Below are 17,008 nucleotides of genomic sequence, written 5' to 3'. Positions count from 1 at the left end.
TCACGTGTCGAACGGTGCTGCCGCCGGATGTGACGCGGACCTCAGGTCCAGCCCGGTCTGCGCCGCGGAGAACGAGAGCGTGTCGACCATCAGGTCGACCGACCGGCTCACCGACCGGGCGGCGTGCCCCACCTCGGCCTCGTTGCGCAGCAGGATCGGCCGGTCCGAGGCGGTCGCGTGCTGGAGCGCGGCGCACATCTTGCGGGCGTGCAGGGGGTCCACGCGGGTGTCGCTGTCGAAGAGGGTGAACAGGGTGGCGGGGTAGGCGATCCCCTCGCGGACGTGATGGTAGGGCGAGTACGACAGCAGCCACTCGAACTCGGCGGGGTCGCCCGCGGTGCCGTACTCGTCGTTCCAGGTCTGGCCGAGCCCGAACCGCTCGTACCGCACCATGTCGAGCAGCGGCGCCGAGCAGATCACCGCGCGGTAGAGGCCCGGGCGCTGGGTGAGCGCGGCCCCGACCAGCAGCCCGCCGTTGGAGCCGCCGGAGATCGTGAGCCGGTCCGCGGCGGTGAGGCCGTCGGCGATCAGCTTCTCGGCCGCGGCGTGGAAGTCGTCGAAGACGTTCTGCTTGCGTTCGCGCATGCCGGCGCGGTGCCACTCCTCGCCCTCCTCGGAGCCGCCGCGCAGGTTGGCGATCGCGTACACGCCGCCCGCCTCCACCCAGGTCAGGATGCTCGCCGAGTACGCGGGGGTGAGCGGGATGTTGAAGCCGCCGTAGCCGTACAGGATGGCGGGGCGCGGGCCCGAGTCGCCCGGACGGGAGGCCACCAGCATCCGGACCTCGGTGCCGTCGGCGGAGGTGTAGACGACCTGGCGGGTGTCGATCCGGGGGACCTCGACGGTGCCGGGCGCGGCGGCCCACGGGGTCGTCTCGCCGGTGCGGGAGTCGTAGCGCAGCACCGCGGACGGGGTGGTGTGGTCGGTGTAGCCGAACCACGCCTCGTGGCCGCCCTCGGGGCGTTCGATGATGCCGCCGATCGTGCCGAGCCCGGGGGTCGGCACCGTGCCGAGGCGTTCGCCGGTGGCCGGGTCGTGGACGGTGATCTCGCTGATCGCGTGCCGGGTCCAGCCGGCGAGCAGCACGTCGTCCAGGAGCGCGAAGTCGGTGAGCACCGCCTCGGGGTCCTCCGGGATCAGGTCGCGCCAGGTCTCGTATCCGGGGTCCGCGGGGTCGGTGACGCAGAGCCGGGACCGCGGGGCGTCGCGGTCGGTGAAGACGTACGCGCGCCCGTCGCGTCCGACGTGCAGGCCCGTCTCGGCGTCGACGCCCTCCTGGACGGCGCGCAGCTCGGGCCGCTCGGGGGACGAGGCGGACAGGTCGGCGATCCACAGGTCGTTGCGGGGGGCGGTGCCCTGGGAGGAGGAGATCGTGAGCCAGCGGCCGTCGCGGCTGACCCCGACGCCGTAGTAGTTGGTCTTGTCCCGGCCGGCGCCGAAGATCAGGACGTCCTCGGAGTCGGGCGCGGCGCCGACCTGGTGCAGGTAGACGCGGCGGTGGTGCTGCTCCTCGCCCTCGGGGACGGCGCTCACCGGCAGCCGGCGCACGTAGAAGAACGCCTCGCCGCCGGGCAGCCACGCGACCGACGATTCGCGGACCCGGTCGATCGGGCCGTCGACGCGCTTGCCGGTCGCGACGTCGATCACGTAGAGGAGCGACTCCTCGTCGCCGCCGTGCGAGACCTTGTAGGCGAGCCGGCGGCCTTCCCTGTCGGGCTGCCAGCCGTCGAGCGTGGTGGTGCCGTCGGGGTCGATCGCCATCGGGTCGACCAGCGCCCGTTCCGTCCCGTCGCCGTCCGGGTCGACGGTGTACAGCACGGGGTGCTCCTGCTCGGCGGTGCGGCGGGTGAAGAACCGCCGGTCGCCGCGCCAGACGGGTGAGCCGACGCTTCCGGCGCCGAGCAGCTCGCCGAGCCGGGCGCGCAGCCGGTCGCGGCCCGGGAGCGCGTCCACGGTCTCGTGGAAGAGACGGTCCTGGGCGGCCAGCCACTTCTCGGTGTCGTCGGCCTGCCGGTCCTCGAGCCACCGGTACGGGTCGGTCACGCGGTGACCGTGGAGTACGTCGGAGGTGTCCTGGCGTGGCGCGGGCGGGTACGGCGGTCGGCTCATGACCAGCACTGTATTGGCCCCGCGGACCCGCCCGCGCCCGCCGCCGGGCGGGCCGCAGGTACCAGCCCTTACCAGGAGGAACGACCCGCCCGGCCAGCGGGGGGCGCGGACCGTCGCGCGGCGGTGTGTGTGGCGAGGTGAACGCGGGGGGCTTCTTCGGTAGAAGTGGCGATGATCAGTGGGCTCTTTTCCAACGGGGGTTGATCATGAAGAGCATCATCGCCGGCGGGCGCGCGCCGGGTCGGGCCGCCGCCGTCGGCGTCGGCGTCGCGGCGCTGGGGGCGGCGCTGCTCACGCCGGGCCAGCCCGCACAGGCCACCGCCACGCAGGCCACCGCCACGCAGGCCACCGCCACGCGGGTCGCCGCCGTACAGGCCGCACCCGTACAGGCCGCTGCCACGCAGGCCGCGAAGGTGAAGCTCGGCTACTCCGCGCCGAAGGTCTCCGGCACCGGCGACCGGGTCACCTGGACGTGGACGGTGCGCAACACCGGCAAGCGCGGGGTCGAGAGGGTCGTGCTCGTCCACCGGCTGAGGCCGCGGCTCAAGATCGTCGCGGTCGCCGCACCCTGCCGGACGCTGCGCGCGTCGGTCAGGTGCGACTACGGCGTGCTCCGGGCGGGGCGGTCGAGGCGCGGTTCGCTGACCGCCCGGATTCCGGCGGACGCCAAGGACGGCGTGCGGATCAGCGGACGATTGACCTGGTGGCAGGGCGCCCGGCCGGGGGCGGCGCCGCAGGGCAGGTAGTCCAGAAGCCTGTGGAATAAGGCGATTTGGACGGCTCCTGGGGCCACATCCCGTGACGCCGGGGGCCGTTCCGCGTTCGATCGGGCGGGCTTGTGGGGAGGAAATGGGGTAGCGGACGGCCTCCTCCAGACGCCACACTGAATTCGGGTCGATTCGCCCCTGGGGAGGTCCTCATGGCGGGTGCGCAGGTGCCGGAGACGATACTCCGGCCTCGGTACGAGGCGCGCTCAGCCGCGCCCGCCGAGGCTATCGGAGCCCACAGCCCGGTGGAGGGCCTCTGATGCGACAGGTCCTTCTCCTGAACGCGACGTACGAACCACTCACGACGCTCCCGCTCCGGCGGGCGGTGTGCCTCGTGCTCAGGGAGAAGGCGGAGGTCGTCCATCACGACACCTCCGGCGCCGTCCTGCACTCGGCCGCGGTGTCGATCGAGGTCCCCTCGGTGATCAGGCTCCGCCGCTACGTGCGGATCCCGTTCCGGACGCGGGTCCCGCTCACCCGGGCGGCGCTGATGCGGCGCGACAACTTCCGGTGCGTCTACTGCGGCCGGCGCGCCGAGACCATCGATCACGTCCAGCCGCGCAGCCGCGGCGGCATGCACGTCTGGGAGAACTGCGTCGCCTCCTGCATGCCGTGCAACCACAGCAAGGCCGACCGGCTCCTCGACGAGCTCGGCTGGACGCTCACCGTCACGCCGGGCGTGCCGCGCGGCGCGCACTGGCGGCTCATCGGCGTCATCAACGACGGCGACCCTCAGTGGGCCCCCTACGTCACCCAGCCCGCCGCCTGATCGCTCCCGCCCGTCCCCGCGGGCTGTCGCAGGCGGGGCGGGCGCCCGTATCCTGGACGGGTGCCACGCTATGACTATCGATGCCGCGCCTGCGGGTCCACGTTCGAGGTGTCCCGCCCGATGATCGAGGCGTCCGACCCGGCGCCCTGCCCCGACGGCCACGACGACACCGTCAAGCTGCTGTCCACGGTGGCCGTCACGGGGACGGGCCGAGCCCCGGCCCCGGCGCCGCCGAGCGGCGGCGGAGGCGGTTGCTGCGGCGGGGGCTGCTGCGGCTGACCCCACCGGCCGGAGGACCGGCGGCTCCCCGGGTGTCCGGGAGCGCTGACGGAGGAACCCGCGCCGGCCGTCCGATGACGGCCTCCGCGGGTTCCGGTGTGCGCGGGTTCCGGTGCGCGCCGGGACGGCGGTCAGCCGCGGGAGAGCTGGCCCACGTCGCGGGCCGCGCCAGTGGAGGCCGAGGTCGCCATCGCCGCGTACGCCTGTAGGGCGGCGCTCACCGTGCGCTGGCGGTCGCGCGGACGGTAGCCGCCCAGCTCGGCGAGGAGCCGCTCGCGGCGGGCCGCCAGCTCGTCCTGCGGGACGTCCAGCTCCAGCGAGCGGTTCGGGATGTCGATCACGATCCGGTCGCCGTCCTGGACCAGGGCGATGATGCCGCCGCCCGCGGCCTCGGGGGAGGCGTGCCCGATCGACAGGCCGCTGGTGCCGCCGGAGAACCGGCCGTCGGTGACCAGCGCGCAGGACTTCCCGAGCCCGCGGCCCTTGAGGAAGCTGGTCGGGTAGAGCATCTCCTGCATGCCGGGTCCGCCCTTGGGGCCCTCGTAGCGGATGACCACCACGTCGCCGGCCTTGACCTTGTCGCCGAGGATGCCCTCGACCGCGTCGTCCTCGCACTCGAAGACCACCGCCGGGCCGGTGAAGGTGAGCAGCTCCTCGTCGACGCCCGCGGTCTTGACGATGGCGCCCTCGGGCGCGATGTTGCCGCGCAGCACCGCCAGGCCGCCGTCGGTAGTGTAGGCGTGCTCCGCCTCGCGGATGCAGCCGTTCTCGCGGTCGAGGTCGAGCTCCTCCCAGCGCGCGCTCTGGCTGAACGCCGAGGTGGTGCGGACCCCGCCCGGCGCGGCGTGGAACATCTCCACGGCCTCCGGGAGGACGTCGGGCGACCGCACGTCCCACTTGGCGAGGTGCTCGGTCAGCGAGGCGGAGTGGACCGAGGTCACCGAGCGGTGCAGCAGCCCGGCGCGGTCGAGCTCGCCCAGCATCGCGGGGATGCCGCCCGCGCGGTGGCAGTCCTCGACGTGGTATTCGGGGGTGGCCGGGGCGAGCTTGCAGATGCACGGCACCCGCCGGGACAGCTCGTCGATCTCCTTGAGGCCGAAGTCGACGCCGCCCTCGTAGGCGGCGGCCAGCAGGTGCAGGATCGTGTTGGTCGAGCCGCCCATGGCGATGTCGAGCACCATGGCGTTCTCGAACGCGTCCCGGGTGGCGATGTTCAGCGGCAGGACGGACGCGTCGTCCTGCTCGTAGTAGCGGCGGGCGACGTCGACGACCGCGCGGCCGGCGTCCTCGTACAGGCGCCTGCGGGCGGTGTGGGTGGCCAGCACGGTGCCGTTGCCGGGCAGCGCGAGCCCGATCGCCTCGGTCAGGCAGTTCATCGAGTTGGCGGTGAACATGCCCGAGCAGGACCCGCAGGTCGGGCAGGCGCTCTCCTCCAGCTCGGTCAGCTTGTCGGCGGCGACCGAGGCGTCGGCGGAGGCGATGATCGGGTCGATCAGGTCGAGCTTGTTGCCGCCCAGCACGCCCTCGACCGGCTTGCCGGCCTCCATCGGGCCGCCGGAGACGAAGACCGTCGGGATGTTGAGCCGCAGCGCGGCCAGCAGCATCCCCGGCGTGATCTTGTCGCAGTTGGAGACGCAGATCAGCGCGTCGGCGCAGTGCGCGTTCACCATGTACTCGATCGCGTCGGCGATCAGCTCGCGGGAGGGCAGCGAGTAGAGCATCCCGCCGTGGCCCATGGCGATGCCGTCGTCGACCGCGATCGTGTTGAACTCGCGGGGGACGCCGCCGGCCTCCTTCACCGCGCCGGCCACGACGTCGCCGACCTCGCGCAGGTGGACGTGGCCGGGGACGAACTGGGTGTAGCTGTTGGCCACCGCGACGATCGGCTTGCCGAAGTCCTCGCGGGCCACGCCGCTGGCGCGCATGAGCGCGCGGGCGCCCGCCATGTTCCTGCCGTGGGTGACCGTACGCGACCTGAGCGGGGGCATCTGAGACCTCTCCAAACCTGTGACGTGCTGTGCTGCCGATCGTACGACCGTGTCCGCGCCGATGCGGCGGGCGTGGCGACCGGGCCCGGACGGACCTGCGCAGCGGCGGATCGCGGCGCTGCCGCCGGCTCAGCAGAGGTCATGTGGGGCCGGCGAGTCTGCTCTCGATGGTACCAACGGCCCGCGATGCCCCCGCAGGGCGCGCGGGACGGGTCGCCGACGATCGGGAACGCCGGGCCCATGGGGCGAGCCCGGCGCGGGGGCGGGCGGGGCCCGCCCGGTCACTCCTCGGGGTACTTGGGCGGCAGGGCCTCCTCGGCCGCCTGGAAGATGCGCTGGACGTCGGTCTCGGTCAGGATCTTCGGGCGCCGGCGCAGGTAGGACCGGGCCCGGTTGCCCGCGTAGACGTCCACGTCCCGGACCCGCATCACCTTCCAGGGGATGGACGGGCCGTAGATGGCCACCGACGGCTGGACCGGCACCTCGAAGCCGACCTGGCCGCCGATGATCTCGCTGGCCTGCTCGGCCTCCCACCGGGCCTCGTCCAGGCGGTCCTTCTTGTTGAAGGGGCCGTGGAAGAGCTTGCGGTGGGACATGGTCCGCACCGGAAGCCGCTTGTCCCACTTCTCGGAGTCGATGGCGTAGACGCCGCTCGGGCCGATCACCAGGTGATCGATCCGGCCGTCGCTGACGCCCTCGTCGTCACGGGGTACCGCGCGCGCGTGCAGAACGCGGTATCCGTTCCGTTCCAGGGACCGGAGCTGCTTCTCGGTGCGCCGCTCGGCGGCCGAGGACTTCTGCCAGGCGGGCACGCTGGAGCTCTTGCGAGCCCGGCGGACCACGTCGACGATGATCGCCAGGACCGCCCCGGTGATCCCGATGCGGATGTCGAAGACGACCGTGAGGACGAGGCCGATCACGATCGCCGCGCCGGCCCGCCAGAGCCAGCGGCGGATCTGCGGGTCGCTGAGCATGTCCCCGTACGTCTGCTGTTCGGTCGGCCGTTCGACGGGGGTCTGCTGAGGCTGGCCGCGCTCCTCCTGGGTCTCGTCCCGCTCCGTGATAGCCATGAGTGACGCTCCGTATTCCTCTCGGCTGGGGAGCATGATCCTCCGTGCGCAGAGTAATCACTCCGTGGTGCGGCGACCAGCCGTGTCGGGTTCATACTTTTGTCGCCGTATTTGGGTGAATATCTGCTGGATTGGTTGGGTACGTTAGTTGCCTTCGATGCCATCTTTGATGGTCTCGCCTCCGGCGTCTAGCGTTCCGCCCTGTGACCCTTACCCACGAGTTGAGCGCCGTCCGCATGGCCGCCGCGATCCGCGCCGGGGAGCTCTCCCCGGTCGAGGTCGCCGCCCACTATCTGGACCGTATCGAACGACTGAACCCACAGGTGGGCGCCTACACGACGGTGACCGCCGAACTGGCGGTGGAACGGGCCCGCCTCGCCGAGAAGCAGGTGCGGGAGGCCGCCGATCCGCGCGATCTGCCGCCGCTGCACGGCGTGCCGATCCCGGTGAAGGACCTCAATATGGTGCGCGGGGTCCGGATGACGTTCGGATCGAAGGTTTTTGACGAACTCTCCGGGTTCGCGGACGACAACGTCGTACTGCTCCTGAGGGAAGCAGGTTCTGTCCTTCTCGGTAAGACCGCCACCCCCGAATTCGGTCTGCCCTGTTACACCGAGAACGCGCTCGGGCCGCCCGCCCGCACCCCCTGGGACCTCTCCCGGTCGGCGGGCGGCTCCAGCGGCGGCGCGGCGGCGGCCGTGGCGGCGGGCCTGGCGCCGGTGGCCCAGGGCAGCGACGGGGGCGGCTCGATCCGGATCCCCAGCAGCGTCTGCGGCCTGTTCGGGATCAAGCCCACCCGGGGCCGCGTCTCCCAGGGGCCGATCGTCCCGGACCTGTTCGGCCTGTCGGCCAACGGGCCGATCGCCCGCACGGTGCGCGACGCCGCCGCGCTGCTGGACGTGATGGCCCGCCCGATGCCGGGCGACCTCTACCTCGCGCCACCGCTCGCGGCGGGGGAGACCTTCCTCGGGCACGCCGACCGTCCACCGGGCCGGCTCCGGATCGCGCGCAGCAGGGAACCGGCCGTGGCAGGGGCAGAGGTCCATCCCGACTGCGTCGCGGCGTACGAGGAGGCCGGCCTCCTGCTGGAGGAGCTCGGCCACGAGGTCGTCGAGCTGCCCTCCCTGCTGGGCCCCGAGCTGGTCCCGCACTTCGTGCTGCTGTGGGGCGTCATGGCGACGCTCACGCCCGTCCCTGCGGAGAGCGAGCATCTGCTCCAGCCGCTGACCCGCTGGCTGCGCGAACGCGGCCACGCGGTGACGGCGCCGCAGCTGTTCCAAGCGCACGCCGCGTTGCAGGCGGCCCTGCGGACGGCGTTTCCGGTGATGAACGGGTTCGACGCGATCCTGCACCCGACCCTCGCGCAGCCGCCCGCGCCCATCGGGTACTTCCACGACCAGGAGCCTGAGGAGAACTTTGAGCGCCAGATGCGGTTCACCCCGTTCTGCGCCGCGTACAACATCTCCGGCCAGCCCGCCGTCAACGTCCCGCTGCACTGGAACGCCGACGGCCTGCCCATCGGCGTGATGCTCGCGGGGAGGCTCGGCGGCGAGGGCACGCTCATCTCCCTGGCCGCGCAGCTTGAGGAGGCCCGCCCCTGGATCGACCGCAAACCGCCCATCTGGGACGAGTGACCGCAGGCCCGCGCCGCCGGGCCGCTCGGGCCGCCGACGCCGGTTAGGCGAGGGCGGCGCGGATCCGGTTGCTGACGTCGTCGAGGAGGTTGTCGGGGACGAGTTCGGCGTCGCCGATGGCCGAGAACAGCGCGGGCAGCCCCGGCAGCGGGTACGGGTCGTCGTCGGTGCCGTGCAGGGCGGCCTTGCCGAGGGGCCGGCGCCGCAGGGACGCGCGGGCGCGGGCCCAGGCCGTCTGCACCTCCTCGGGGGAGGGGACCCCGAAGCCGTGTCCGACGGGGGCCGCGTGCCTCAGCCTGACCAGGGCGCCGTCGGTGAACTCGGCCGCCAGCTTGCAGCGCTCGACGAGCCCGGCGCGGGCCGGGCCGTCGATGCGGCCCATCACCGTGCAGGGGGTGCGGCACCGGGACGCGCAGTCGCCGAGCGCCTGGGCGACCTGGCTGTGCTGCCGGTCGAGGTAGGCGCGCCAGCCCGGAGGGGGCTCCTTGGCGACGCGGAGGGCGCGCTCGCAGGCCGAACGCTCTGGACGGGTGTGGTCGCAGGTGCGCTCGGCGCCCGGCTCGAGGGCGGCGCCGAAGCGGCTTCCGGGGCCGTCCACCGACGCGCCCAGCAGCGCGGGGTCGCCCGCGTGGCCGAGCACCGGCTCCCAGGCCAGCAGCGCCAGGTACTCGCTGGCGATGTGGACCGCGGCGACCAGCGCCGCCATCTCGCGGCGGTACCAGCGGATGGCGATCACCTCCAGCAGGAGGGAGTAGGCGGGGCGCAGGCTGGCCAGCGCGCCGCGCGGGCGCTCCTTGGGGGCCTGCGGCATCCGGCTGGCGCGGGCCCGGTCGAGCAGGTCCTTGGGGACCTCGCCGACGGCCTCGGGCATGCCGAAGTCCTCGGCGTCCAGATCGAGCAGGCGCTGCCCGAACGCGCACAGCGCCGCGACCGGCGCCGCGGCCGGGGCCAGCCCGTCGCCGGTGACCAGGGCCTCCAGATCGCCGAAGGCGTGCCGTCTCGCCAGTGCCGTCAGAACGTCCCGCGCGGTCTCCACGGCCTCAACCCTCCCACCCGGCCCGCCGTGATCAGGCGATCGAGGCGGAAACGATCACATGATCACGGCGGGTCGGCCCGGCCGGACCCGGTCCGGGTCCGGCCGGGTCAGGGTCAGGCGGACCGGTCCCTCGCGCGGGCGCGCAAGGCGCGGGCGACGCCGTCGCGGCCCTCCGACAGGAGGCGGACCAGCGCGGCAGGCGGCTTCTGCTCGGCGATGTAGGACTCGGTGCGGTCGACCGTGGACTGCTCGACGACCAGGAACGGGTAGGCGGCCTCGGCGAACGTCTGCGCCATGTCGCTGCTCCATTCCGTCCAGATCCGGCCGACCTCGGCGAAGTACCGGTCGGCGTACGGCACCAGCAGGTCGGCCTGCTCGGGCTCGACGAACCCGCCGAGCGTCGCCCGGTAGACCGCGTTCGGCAGCGTCCCGCCGATGATCCGCTCCCAGGCGGCGGCCTTGGCCCCCGCGTCCGGGATCGCGGCCCGGCAGGACGCGGCTGCCCGCTCGCCCGCGGCGGTCGGGTCGCGCTTCAGCTCGGCGTCGATCTCGGACTCGCCCGCCTCGCCGGTCACGACCAGCCGGCGCAGCAGCGACCAGCGCAGGTCGGTGTCGACCGTGAGGCCGTCCAGGACCGTGGAGCCGTCCAGCAGGGCGCGGACGAGCGCCAGGTGCTCCGCGGAGGTCGCGACGCCCGTGAACGCCTGCGTGTAGGCGAGCTGGAGGTCGGAACCGGGGGCGGAGTCCAGCGCCAGCTCGTGCAGCGCGTCCGCCATCAGCGCGAAGCCCTCGGGCCGCCATTCCGGGTCGGCGTACTGCTGCACGGCGGTCCGGGCCTGGCGGAGCAGGGTCTGGGTGACGGAGATGTCGCCGACGCCGCGGATGCCCCGGACGACCAGCTTGACGTAGTCGCGGGTGGCCATCTCGGCGTCGCGGGTCATGTCCCACGCCGCCGACCAGCACAGGGCGCGGGGCAGCCCCTCCTTGATGTCGCCGATGCCCTCGACGAGCGTGTCCAGTGAGTGCGGGTCGAGCCGGATCTTGGCGTAGGTGAGGTCGTCGTCGTTGACCAGCACCAGGTCGGGGCGCTTGTCGCCGACCAGCGCGGGCACCTCGGTGCGCGCGCCCACCACGTCGAGCTCGACCCGCCGCCGCCGGACGATGCCCTCAGGGGTGCGGTCGTACAGGCCGATCGCGACGCGGTGCGACCGCAGCGTCGGGTAGTCCTCCTTGGCCTCCTGCGCGACGGCGAACGAGGTGAAGTTCCCGTCGCCGTCGACCTCGTACACCGGGCGCAGCGTGTTGACCTCGGCGGTCTCCAGCCACTCCTTCGACCAGGACGCCAGGTCGCGGCCCGAGGTCTCCTCGAGCGCGTCGAGGAGATCGGCCAGGACCGTGTTGCCCCATGCGTGCCGCCGGAAGTAGCGCCGCACGCCCTCCAGGAAGTTGTCGCGCCCGACGTAGGCCACGAGCTGCTTGAGGACGCTGGCGCCCTTGGCGTAGGTGATGCCGTCGAAGTTGACCTCGACCGCGCGGATGTCGGGGATGTCGGCGGCGATCGGGTGCGTGGACGGGAGCTGGTCCTGCCGGTACGCCCACGCCTTCATCAGGTTGGCGAAGCTGGTCCACGAGCTGGTCCACTTGGTCGCCTCGGACTGGCACAGCACGCTCATGTACGTCGCGAACGACTCGTTCAGCCACAGGTCGTCCCACCAGCGCATGGTGACCAGGTCGCCGAACCACATGTGCGCCATCTCGTGCAGGATCGTCTCGGCGCGCCGCTCGTAGGCCGCGTCGGTGACCCGCGACCGGAAGACGTAGTCCTCCAGGAACGTCACGCAGCCCGCGTTCTCCATCGCGCCCGCGTTGAACTCCGGCACGAACAGCTGGTCGTACTTGCTGAACGGGTACGGGCGGTCGAAGACCCGCTCGAAGTAGGCGAACCCCTGCCGTGTCACGTCCAGGATCGCGCCCGCGTCCAGGTGCTCGGCGAGCGAGGCCCGGCAGAACACGCCGAGCGGGATCACGCTGCCGTCCTCGCGCCGGTACTCGTCCCGCACCACGTGGTACGGGCCGGCGACCAGCGCGGTGATGTAGGTCGAGATCGGCGGGGTCGCCGGGAAGTGCAGGCGGTTCCCCTCGATCGCGTCGGGGGCCTCGTTGGTGACGACCTCCCAGCCGTCCGGCGCGACGACCGTCAGCTCGAACGCGGCCTTCAGGTCGGGCTGGTCGAAGCAGGTGAACATGCGGTGCGCGTCGGCCGTCTCGAACTGCGAGTACAGGTACACGCTCTGGTCCACCGGATCGACGAAACGGTGCAGGCCCTCGCCCGACCGGGAGTACGCGCAGTCGGCGACGACGCGCAGCTCGTTGTCGGCGGCCAGGTCCGGCAGCGGGACGCGGCCCTTGGCGGCGTCGTAGGCGGCCGGGTCGAGCGCCGTCCCGTTGAGCGACACCTCCCGCACCTCGGCGCCGGCCAGGTCGACGAAGGTCGACGCGCCCGCCTCGGCGCAACCGAAGCGCACCACGGTGGTGGAGCCGAACCGTTCCCCACCCGTCGTGAGGTCCAGCTCGACCGCGTACGACTCGACGGTGAGCAGCCGGGCCCGTTCCCGCGCCTCGTCGCGCGTGAGGTTGCCTGCCACGTGTACTCCTTGAGATCTTGTACCTGGGTTCCCGTATCTGGATACCCCATGTCTACCAACCACAGCCGGTCCGCGACCGTGCGGCGCGTCAACCCGTGGCCGCGCCGTCGCGACGGTGTGCGGGACCTGTGGAAATGGGCGCCGTGGGAAGGGCCCCGCGAGTGCCGGGCGCCGGGAATGGGCGGGGCGCCGTCCGAGTTGTCTGGAACGGACGCAGATCAGCCAAGGAGGCAACGTTGTCGAAGGACGCCCGCACGCCCGTGGACTTCTGGTTCGACCCCAAGTGCCCCTGGGCCTGGATCACCTCGCGCTGGATCCTGGAGGTGGAGCGGCTGCGGCCGATCGAGGTCCGCTGGCACGTGATGAGCCTGGCGGTGCTGAACGAGGACAAGGACATCTCGGACGACTACCGGCGGATGCTCGCCGACGCGTGGGGCCCGGTCCGGGTCTGCGCCGCCGCGGAGCGCGCGTACGGCCCCGAGGTCCTCGGCCGCCTCTACACCGAGATCGGCACCCGCCGGTACCAGGAGAAGCTGCCGCTGGACCGCGGGACGTTCGAGGCCGCGCTGACCGCGGCGGGCCTGGATCCGGCGCTCGCCGCCGCCGCCGAGTCGGGGGAGTTCGACGAGGCCGTCCGCGCCTCGCACCGGGACGGCATCGACCGCGTCGGCCAGGACGTCGGCACCCCGGTGATCGAGGTCGCCGGCAGCGCGTTCTTCGGCCCGGTCATGTCGCCGATCCCGCGCGGCGAGGCCGCCGCCGCGCTGTTCGACGGCGTGGTGGCCGTGGCGTCCACACCCGGCTTCTTCGAGCTCAAGCGGACCCGGACGGCGGACCCGATCTTCGACTGAGCGGCCCCGCCGGCCGCTTCGCCGGGGCGCCGCCTCCGGGCCGGCGGCCCGGAGGGCCGGAACACGCTGGAACGTAGCAGTTGCGAATCTCTTGCAACTGCCACACTTGTGCCCCCAAACTGGACCTACCGAACGAACAGGTAGGGGCGGTGAGGGACATGCACGTACCGGACGGATTCATTGACGCCCCGGTGTCGATCGCCGCGGGCGCGGTGGCCGTCGCCGGGGTGGCGGTGGCGCTGCGCGGCGCCCGCCGCGAGCTCGACGACCGCACCGCCCCGCTGGCCGGGCTGACCGCGGCGTTCGTGTTCGCCGCGCAGATGCTGAACTTCCCGGTCGCGTCGGGCACCAGCGGCCACCTTCTCGGCGGGACGCTCGCCGCGATCCTCGTCGGGCCCTACACCGGGGTGCTCTGCGTCTCGGTGGTGCTCCTGATGCAAGCGCTGCTGTTCGCCGACGGCGGCCTCACCGCGCTCGGCGTCAACGTCATCACCATGGCCCTGGCGACCGTGCTCGTCGGGTACGGGCTCTTCCGGCTGCTGCTGCGGGTGCTGCCGAAGACACGGGCCTCCGTCGGCGGGGCGTCGTTCGTCGCCGCGGTCGTCTCGGTGCCCTGCTCGGCCGCCGTGTTCACCCTGATCTACGCGATCGGCGGCACCACCGACGTGTCGGTCGGCAAGGTCGCCGCCGCGATGATCGGCGTGCACGTGCTGATCGGCCTCGGCGAGGCGCTGATCACCGCCGTCACCGTGTCCAGCGTGCTCGCCGTCCGCCCCGACCTGGTGTACGGGGCGCGCGAGCTGATCAAACCGCTGGAGCTGCGCACCGGAGCCCCGGGCGGCGGGCCCGCGGACCGTCCCGCCGAGGGCCCGGCCAGGCCGTCCGGCGCGAGCGCCTGAGGAGGGTGACGACCATGACCACCAAGCGCTTCTTCGTCGGATTCCTGCTGGTGTCCCTCGTCCTCGCGGGGATCGTCAGCTACTACGCCAGCGGCAGCCCCGACGGCCTGGAGAAGGTCGCCGCGGACAAGGGCATCGACGCCAAGGAGAGGGACCACACCCTCCAGCACTCCCCGCTCAGCGACTACGGCATCAAGGGGGTCGGCGACTCCCGGCTCTCCGGCGGCCTCGCGGGCGTGATCGGCGTCGGCGCCGTGCTCGTCGTCGGCGGCGGCCTCTTCTGGGTCGTGCGCCGCCGCGACCACTCCCGGGATTCCTGAGTGGGCGCCGGGCACGCGCACCGGCTCTACGTGGCCGGCGACTCGCCGGTGCACCGCCTGGCGCCGCAGTGCAAGCTGGTCGCCGTTCTGGCGTTCGTGCTCCTGGTCGTCGCGACACCGCGCGAGCGGATCTGGGCCTTCGGGGCGTACGCGCTGCTGCTCGGCGCGGTCGCCGTCGGCGCCCGCGTCCCGCTCGGGCTGGTGCTGCGCCGGATCGTCATCGAGGTGCCGTTCGTGGCGTTCGCGTTCCTGATGCCGTTCGTCGCGAACGGCGACAAGGTCGCCGTGCTCGGGCTGCGGCTCAGCGAGAGCGGGCTCTGGGGCGCCTGGAACATCCTCGCCAAGGGCACCCTCGGCGTGATCGCCTCCATCCTGCTCGCCGCCACCACCGAGCCGCGGGTGCTGCTCCTCGGCATCGAACGGCTCCGGATGCCGCAGCTCATCACGCAGATCGCCACGTTCATGCTGCGGTACGGCGACGTGGTCACCGCGGAGTTCGCCCGGATGCGGGTGGCACGCGCCTCCCGCGGGTTCGAGCCCCGCGACCTGCGCGACGCCGGCGTGCTCGCCAAGTCGGTCGGCGCGCTGTTCCTGCGCTCCTACGAACGGGGCGAGCGCGTCCACCTCGCCATGGTCAGCCGCGGCTACGACGGCCGCATGCCCGTGCTGCACGACGTCGGCGCCTCGGCCGCGCAGTGGTCCCTGGCCGCCGCGCTGCCACTGGCCGCGGCCGCGGTCACGCTGGCTGCTTGGATGGCGGCATGACCCCATCCCTCGAGGTCCGCGGGCTGGCCTACGCCTATCCCGACGGCACCCAGGCCCTCTACGGCGTCGACGTCACGATCGGGCGCGGCGAGCGCGTCGCGCTGCTCGGGCCGAACGGCGCCGGCAAGACCACCCTCGTCCTGCACCTGAACGGCATCCTGCACGGCGGCCTCGGCGAGGTGCGGGTCGGCGGGCTCGCGGTGGACCCCAAGGACAAGAAGTCGCTGCGCGAGATCCGCCGCCGCGTCGGCATCGTCTTCCAGGACCCCGACGACCAGCTCTTCATGCCCACGGTGCGCGAGGACGTCGCGTTCGGCCCGGCCAACCTCGGCATGCGCGGCGCCGAGCTGGACGGCAGGGTGGAATCCGCGCTCGCCCGCGTCGGGATGCTGGAGGTCGCGGGTCGCCCGCCCCAGCACCTCAGCTTCGGCCAGCGCCGCCGCGTCGCCGTCGCCACGGTGCTCGCCATGGAGCCCGAGATCCTCGTGCTGGACGAGCCGTCCTCCAACCTCGATCCCGCCAGCCGCCGCGAGCTCGCCGAGATCCTGCTCGGGCTGGACGTGACGGTGCTGATGGTCACGCACGACATGCCGTACGCGGCCCAGCTGTGCCCGCGCTCACTGATCCTGTCCGGCGGGGTGATCGCCGCCGACGCTCCGACGGCCGACCTGCTCACCGACGAGGACCTCCTGCGCGCCCACCGCCTGGAGCTCCCCTTCGGCTTCGACCCCGCAGCCGCCCGCCGCTGACACAGCCCCCTCGCTCTCACCCTGGCCCTCGCCGACGCGGATCCTTCGTCCGCCGCTGATGCGAGCCCTCCGGCCCGGGGATGGGCTTGCTTCGCCGTCCGGGGTCCGCAAGACTCGGCAGCTCCGGCAAGTGGCAATGGTTTTCATATCCGAAACGGGGGCTTTCGTGAAGGTTGCGTTCGTCGGCAAGGGCGGCAGCGGCAAGACCACCCTGGCGTCGCTGTTCGTCCGGCACCTCGCCGCGCGGGGACTGCCGGTGGCCGCCATCGACGCCGACATCAACCAGCACCTCGCCGTCGCCCTCGGGCTGGACGAGGAGCGCGCCGCGAAGATCCCGGCGCTGGGGGAGCGGCTGCCCGAGCTCAAGGACTGGCTGCGCGGCGCCAACCCGCGGATCGCCTCGGCCTCGGCCATGGTCAAGACGACCCCGCCGGGAGACGGCTCCCGGCTGCTCGGACTCGGCGGCGACGACCCGTTCCACGCGCTCGGCCAGGAGGTCGACGGCGTGACGCTGCTGGCCACCGGGCCGTTCAGCGACGACGACCTCGGGGTGTCCTGCTACCACGCCAAGACGGGGGCGGTGGAGCTCTACCTCAACCACCTGGTGGACGGGCCGGGCGAGTACGTCGTCGCGGACATGACGGCCGGCGCCGACTCGTTCGCCTCCGGGCTGTTCACCCGGTTCGACCTGATGTTCCTGGTGGCCGAGCCCACCCGCAAGGGCGTCGGCGTGTACCGGCAGTACACCGAGTACGCCCGCGACTACGGCGTGGCCATCGCGGTGGTCGGCAACAAGGTGCAGGACGACGACGACCTCGCCTACCTGCGCGCGCACGTCGGCGACGACCTGCTGACCTGGCTCGGCCAGTCCGCCGCCGTGCGGGCCTTGGAGCAGGGCCGCGACGACGTCGTCCTGGAGGACGCCGAGCGGGCCGCGCTCGACCTGATGCGCGACGCCGTCGACGCCCGCCGGAAGGACTGGGAGAGGTTCCGCGCGCAGGGAGTGGAATTCCACCTCCGGAACGCGCGGAGCCGGACCGACCCGGCGCTGCGCGCCGAGCTGGAGGAACAGGTCGATCCCGGCTTCCGCTACCCCGTGTGAGGCCCTTCCCGGCGGTGCCGCTCCC

General features: G+C 72.8%; 15 protein-coding genes. 10 read left to right on the top strand and 5 right to left on the bottom strand.

All coding sequences use genetic code 11. The features are described 5' to 3' along the window. Positions 1 to 2,109 carry a prolyl oligopeptidase family serine peptidase gene (locus OHA34_RS13425; RefSeq protein WP_329521763.1) on the bottom strand — a complete coding sequence of 703 codons (2,109 nt, stop codon included), beginning with the start codon at positions 2,107 to 2,109 and terminating at the stop codon, positions 1 to 3. A gap of 206 nt (positions 2,110 to 2,315) precedes the next feature. Here OHA34_RS13425 and OHA34_RS13420 point away from each other — a divergent pair, with 206 nt between their 5' ends. The 3 genes from OHA34_RS13420 to OHA34_RS13410 all read left to right on the top strand — a co-directional run bounded on the left by OHA34_RS13420 (position 2,316) and on the right by OHA34_RS13410 (position 3,924). After that, the gene (locus tag OHA34_RS13420; RefSeq protein WP_329521762.1) at positions 2,316 to 2,855 is read left to right on the top strand and encodes a hypothetical protein; all 540 of its coding nucleotides are present in this window, start codon (positions 2,316 to 2,318) and stop codon (positions 2,853 to 2,855) included. Between the two features lie 280 nt (positions 2,856 to 3,135). Then, the gene (locus OHA34_RS13415; RefSeq protein ID WP_285944163.1) at positions 3,136 to 3,645 is read left to right on the top strand and encodes an HNH endonuclease; all 510 of its coding nucleotides are present in this window, start codon (positions 3,136 to 3,138) and stop codon (positions 3,643 to 3,645) included. A 60-nt stretch (positions 3,646 to 3,705) separates the two neighbouring features. After that, complete coding sequence (locus tag OHA34_RS13410; RefSeq protein WP_285944164.1) at positions 3,706 to 3,924, top strand: FmdB family zinc ribbon protein; 219 nt, start codon at positions 3,706 to 3,708, stop codon at positions 3,922 to 3,924. A 131-nt stretch (positions 3,925 to 4,055) separates the two neighbouring features. Here OHA34_RS13410 and ilvD read toward each other — a convergent pair whose 3' ends face one another. Then, positions 4,056 to 5,912 (bottom strand): dihydroxy-acid dehydratase, encoded by a 1,857-nt coding sequence (gene ilvD, locus OHA34_RS13405; protein WP_285944165.1) that lies wholly within the window; start codon positions 5,910 to 5,912, stop codon positions 4,056 to 4,058. Positions 5,913 to 6,193: 281 nt separating this feature from the next. Continuing rightward, a complete protein-coding gene (locus OHA34_RS13400; RefSeq protein ID WP_285944166.1) occupies positions 6,194 to 6,982 on the bottom strand; it encodes a nuclease-related domain-containing protein in 789 nt (262 codons plus the stop codon). 203 nt (positions 6,983 to 7,185) lie between these two features. Between OHA34_RS13400 and OHA34_RS13395 the strand changes: the two genes are divergently transcribed. Next, complete coding sequence (locus OHA34_RS13395) at positions 7,186 to 8,616, top strand: amidase (RefSeq protein WP_285944167.1); 1,431 nt, start codon at positions 7,186 to 7,188, stop codon at positions 8,614 to 8,616. A gap of 43 nt (positions 8,617 to 8,659) precedes the next feature. Here OHA34_RS13395 and OHA34_RS13390 read toward each other — a convergent pair whose 3' ends face one another. Both OHA34_RS13390 and pepN read right to left on the bottom strand, forming a co-directional pair. Further along, positions 8,660 to 9,652, bottom strand: a complete 993-nt coding sequence (locus tag OHA34_RS13390; protein WP_285944168.1) for a hypothetical protein — start codon at positions 9,650 to 9,652, stop codon at positions 8,660 to 8,662. 113 nt (positions 9,653 to 9,765) lie between these two features. Further along, positions 9,766 to 12,297 (bottom strand): aminopeptidase N, encoded by a 2,532-nt coding sequence (gene pepN / locus OHA34_RS13385; RefSeq protein WP_329521761.1) that lies wholly within the window; start codon positions 12,295 to 12,297, stop codon positions 9,766 to 9,768. A 236-nt stretch (positions 12,298 to 12,533) separates the two neighbouring features. On the opposite strand from pepN, the gene OHA34_RS13380 reads away from it, so the two are divergent. The 6 genes from OHA34_RS13380 to OHA34_RS13355 all read left to right on the top strand — a co-directional run bounded on the left by OHA34_RS13380 (position 12,534) and on the right by OHA34_RS13355 (position 16,983). Further along, positions 12,534 to 13,148, top strand: coding sequence for a mycothiol-dependent nitroreductase Rv2466c family protein (locus OHA34_RS13380; RefSeq protein WP_329521760.1), 615 nt, complete (start codon positions 12,534 to 12,536; stop codon positions 13,146 to 13,148). A gap of 158 nt (positions 13,149 to 13,306) precedes the next feature. Continuing rightward, positions 13,307 to 14,047 (top strand): energy-coupling factor ABC transporter permease, encoded by a 741-nt coding sequence (locus OHA34_RS13375; protein ID WP_329521759.1) that lies wholly within the window; start codon positions 13,307 to 13,309, stop codon positions 14,045 to 14,047. A gap of 14 nt (positions 14,048 to 14,061) precedes the next feature. Then, positions 14,062 to 14,367: a PDGLE domain-containing protein gene (locus OHA34_RS13370; RefSeq protein WP_285944172.1), complete on the top strand. Its 306-nt coding sequence runs from the start codon at positions 14,062 to 14,064 to the stop codon at positions 14,365 to 14,367. Next, complete coding sequence (gene cbiQ / locus OHA34_RS13365; protein ID WP_285944173.1) at positions 14,368 to 15,132, top strand: cobalt ECF transporter T component CbiQ; 765 nt, start codon at positions 14,368 to 14,370, stop codon at positions 15,130 to 15,132. It begins immediately after the preceding gene. Continuing rightward, complete coding sequence (locus tag OHA34_RS13360) at positions 15,129 to 15,881, top strand: energy-coupling factor ABC transporter ATP-binding protein (protein WP_285944174.1); 753 nt, start codon at positions 15,129 to 15,131, stop codon at positions 15,879 to 15,881. The genes cbiQ and OHA34_RS13360 overlap by 4 nt, the downstream gene beginning before the upstream one ends. A 166-nt stretch (positions 15,882 to 16,047) precedes the next feature. Further along, positions 16,048 to 16,983, top strand: coding sequence for an ATP-binding protein (locus OHA34_RS13355; protein WP_285944175.1), 936 nt, complete (start codon positions 16,048 to 16,050; stop codon positions 16,981 to 16,983). Positions 16,984 to 17,008 lie beyond the last annotated feature (25 nt).

This window comes from Spirillospora sp. NBC_01491 (assembly GCF_036227065.1).
Lineage (GTDB): Bacteria > Actinomycetota > Actinomycetes > Streptosporangiales > Streptosporangiaceae > Spirillospora > Spirillospora xylanilytica.
Note: the sequence above shows the minus strand (reverse complement) of the source record. Positions and strands in the feature narration are given on the sequence as shown.

Bases quoted from the DNA above. Each gene is read 5' to 3' on its own strand.
- OHA34_RS13415 (WP_285944163.1), top strand. From the start codon at position 3,136: ATGCGACAGGTCCTTCTCCTGAACGCGACGTACGAACCACTCACGACG.
- OHA34_RS13360 (WP_285944174.1), top strand. From the start codon at position 15,129: ATGACCCCATCCCTCGAGGTCCGCGGGCTGGCCTACGCCTATCCCGAC.
- OHA34_RS13425 (WP_329521763.1), bottom strand. From the start codon at position 2,109: ATGAGCCGACCGCCGTACCCGCCCGCGCCACGCCAGGACACCTCCGAC.
- OHA34_RS13400 (WP_285944166.1), bottom strand. From the start codon at position 6,982: ATGGCTATCACGGAGCGGGACGAGACCCAGGAGGAGCGCGGCCAGCCT.
- OHA34_RS13375 (WP_329521759.1), top strand. From the start codon at position 13,307: ATGCACGTACCGGACGGATTCATTGACGCCCCGGTGTCGATCGCCGCG.
- ilvD (WP_285944165.1), bottom strand. From the start codon at position 5,912: ATGCCCCCGCTCAGGTCGCGTACGGTCACCCACGGCAGGAACATGGCG.
- OHA34_RS13420 (WP_329521762.1), top strand. From the start codon at position 2,316: ATGAAGAGCATCATCGCCGGCGGGCGCGCGCCGGGTCGGGCCGCCGCC.
- OHA34_RS13370 (WP_285944172.1), top strand. From the start codon at position 14,062: ATGACCACCAAGCGCTTCTTCGTCGGATTCCTGCTGGTGTCCCTCGTC.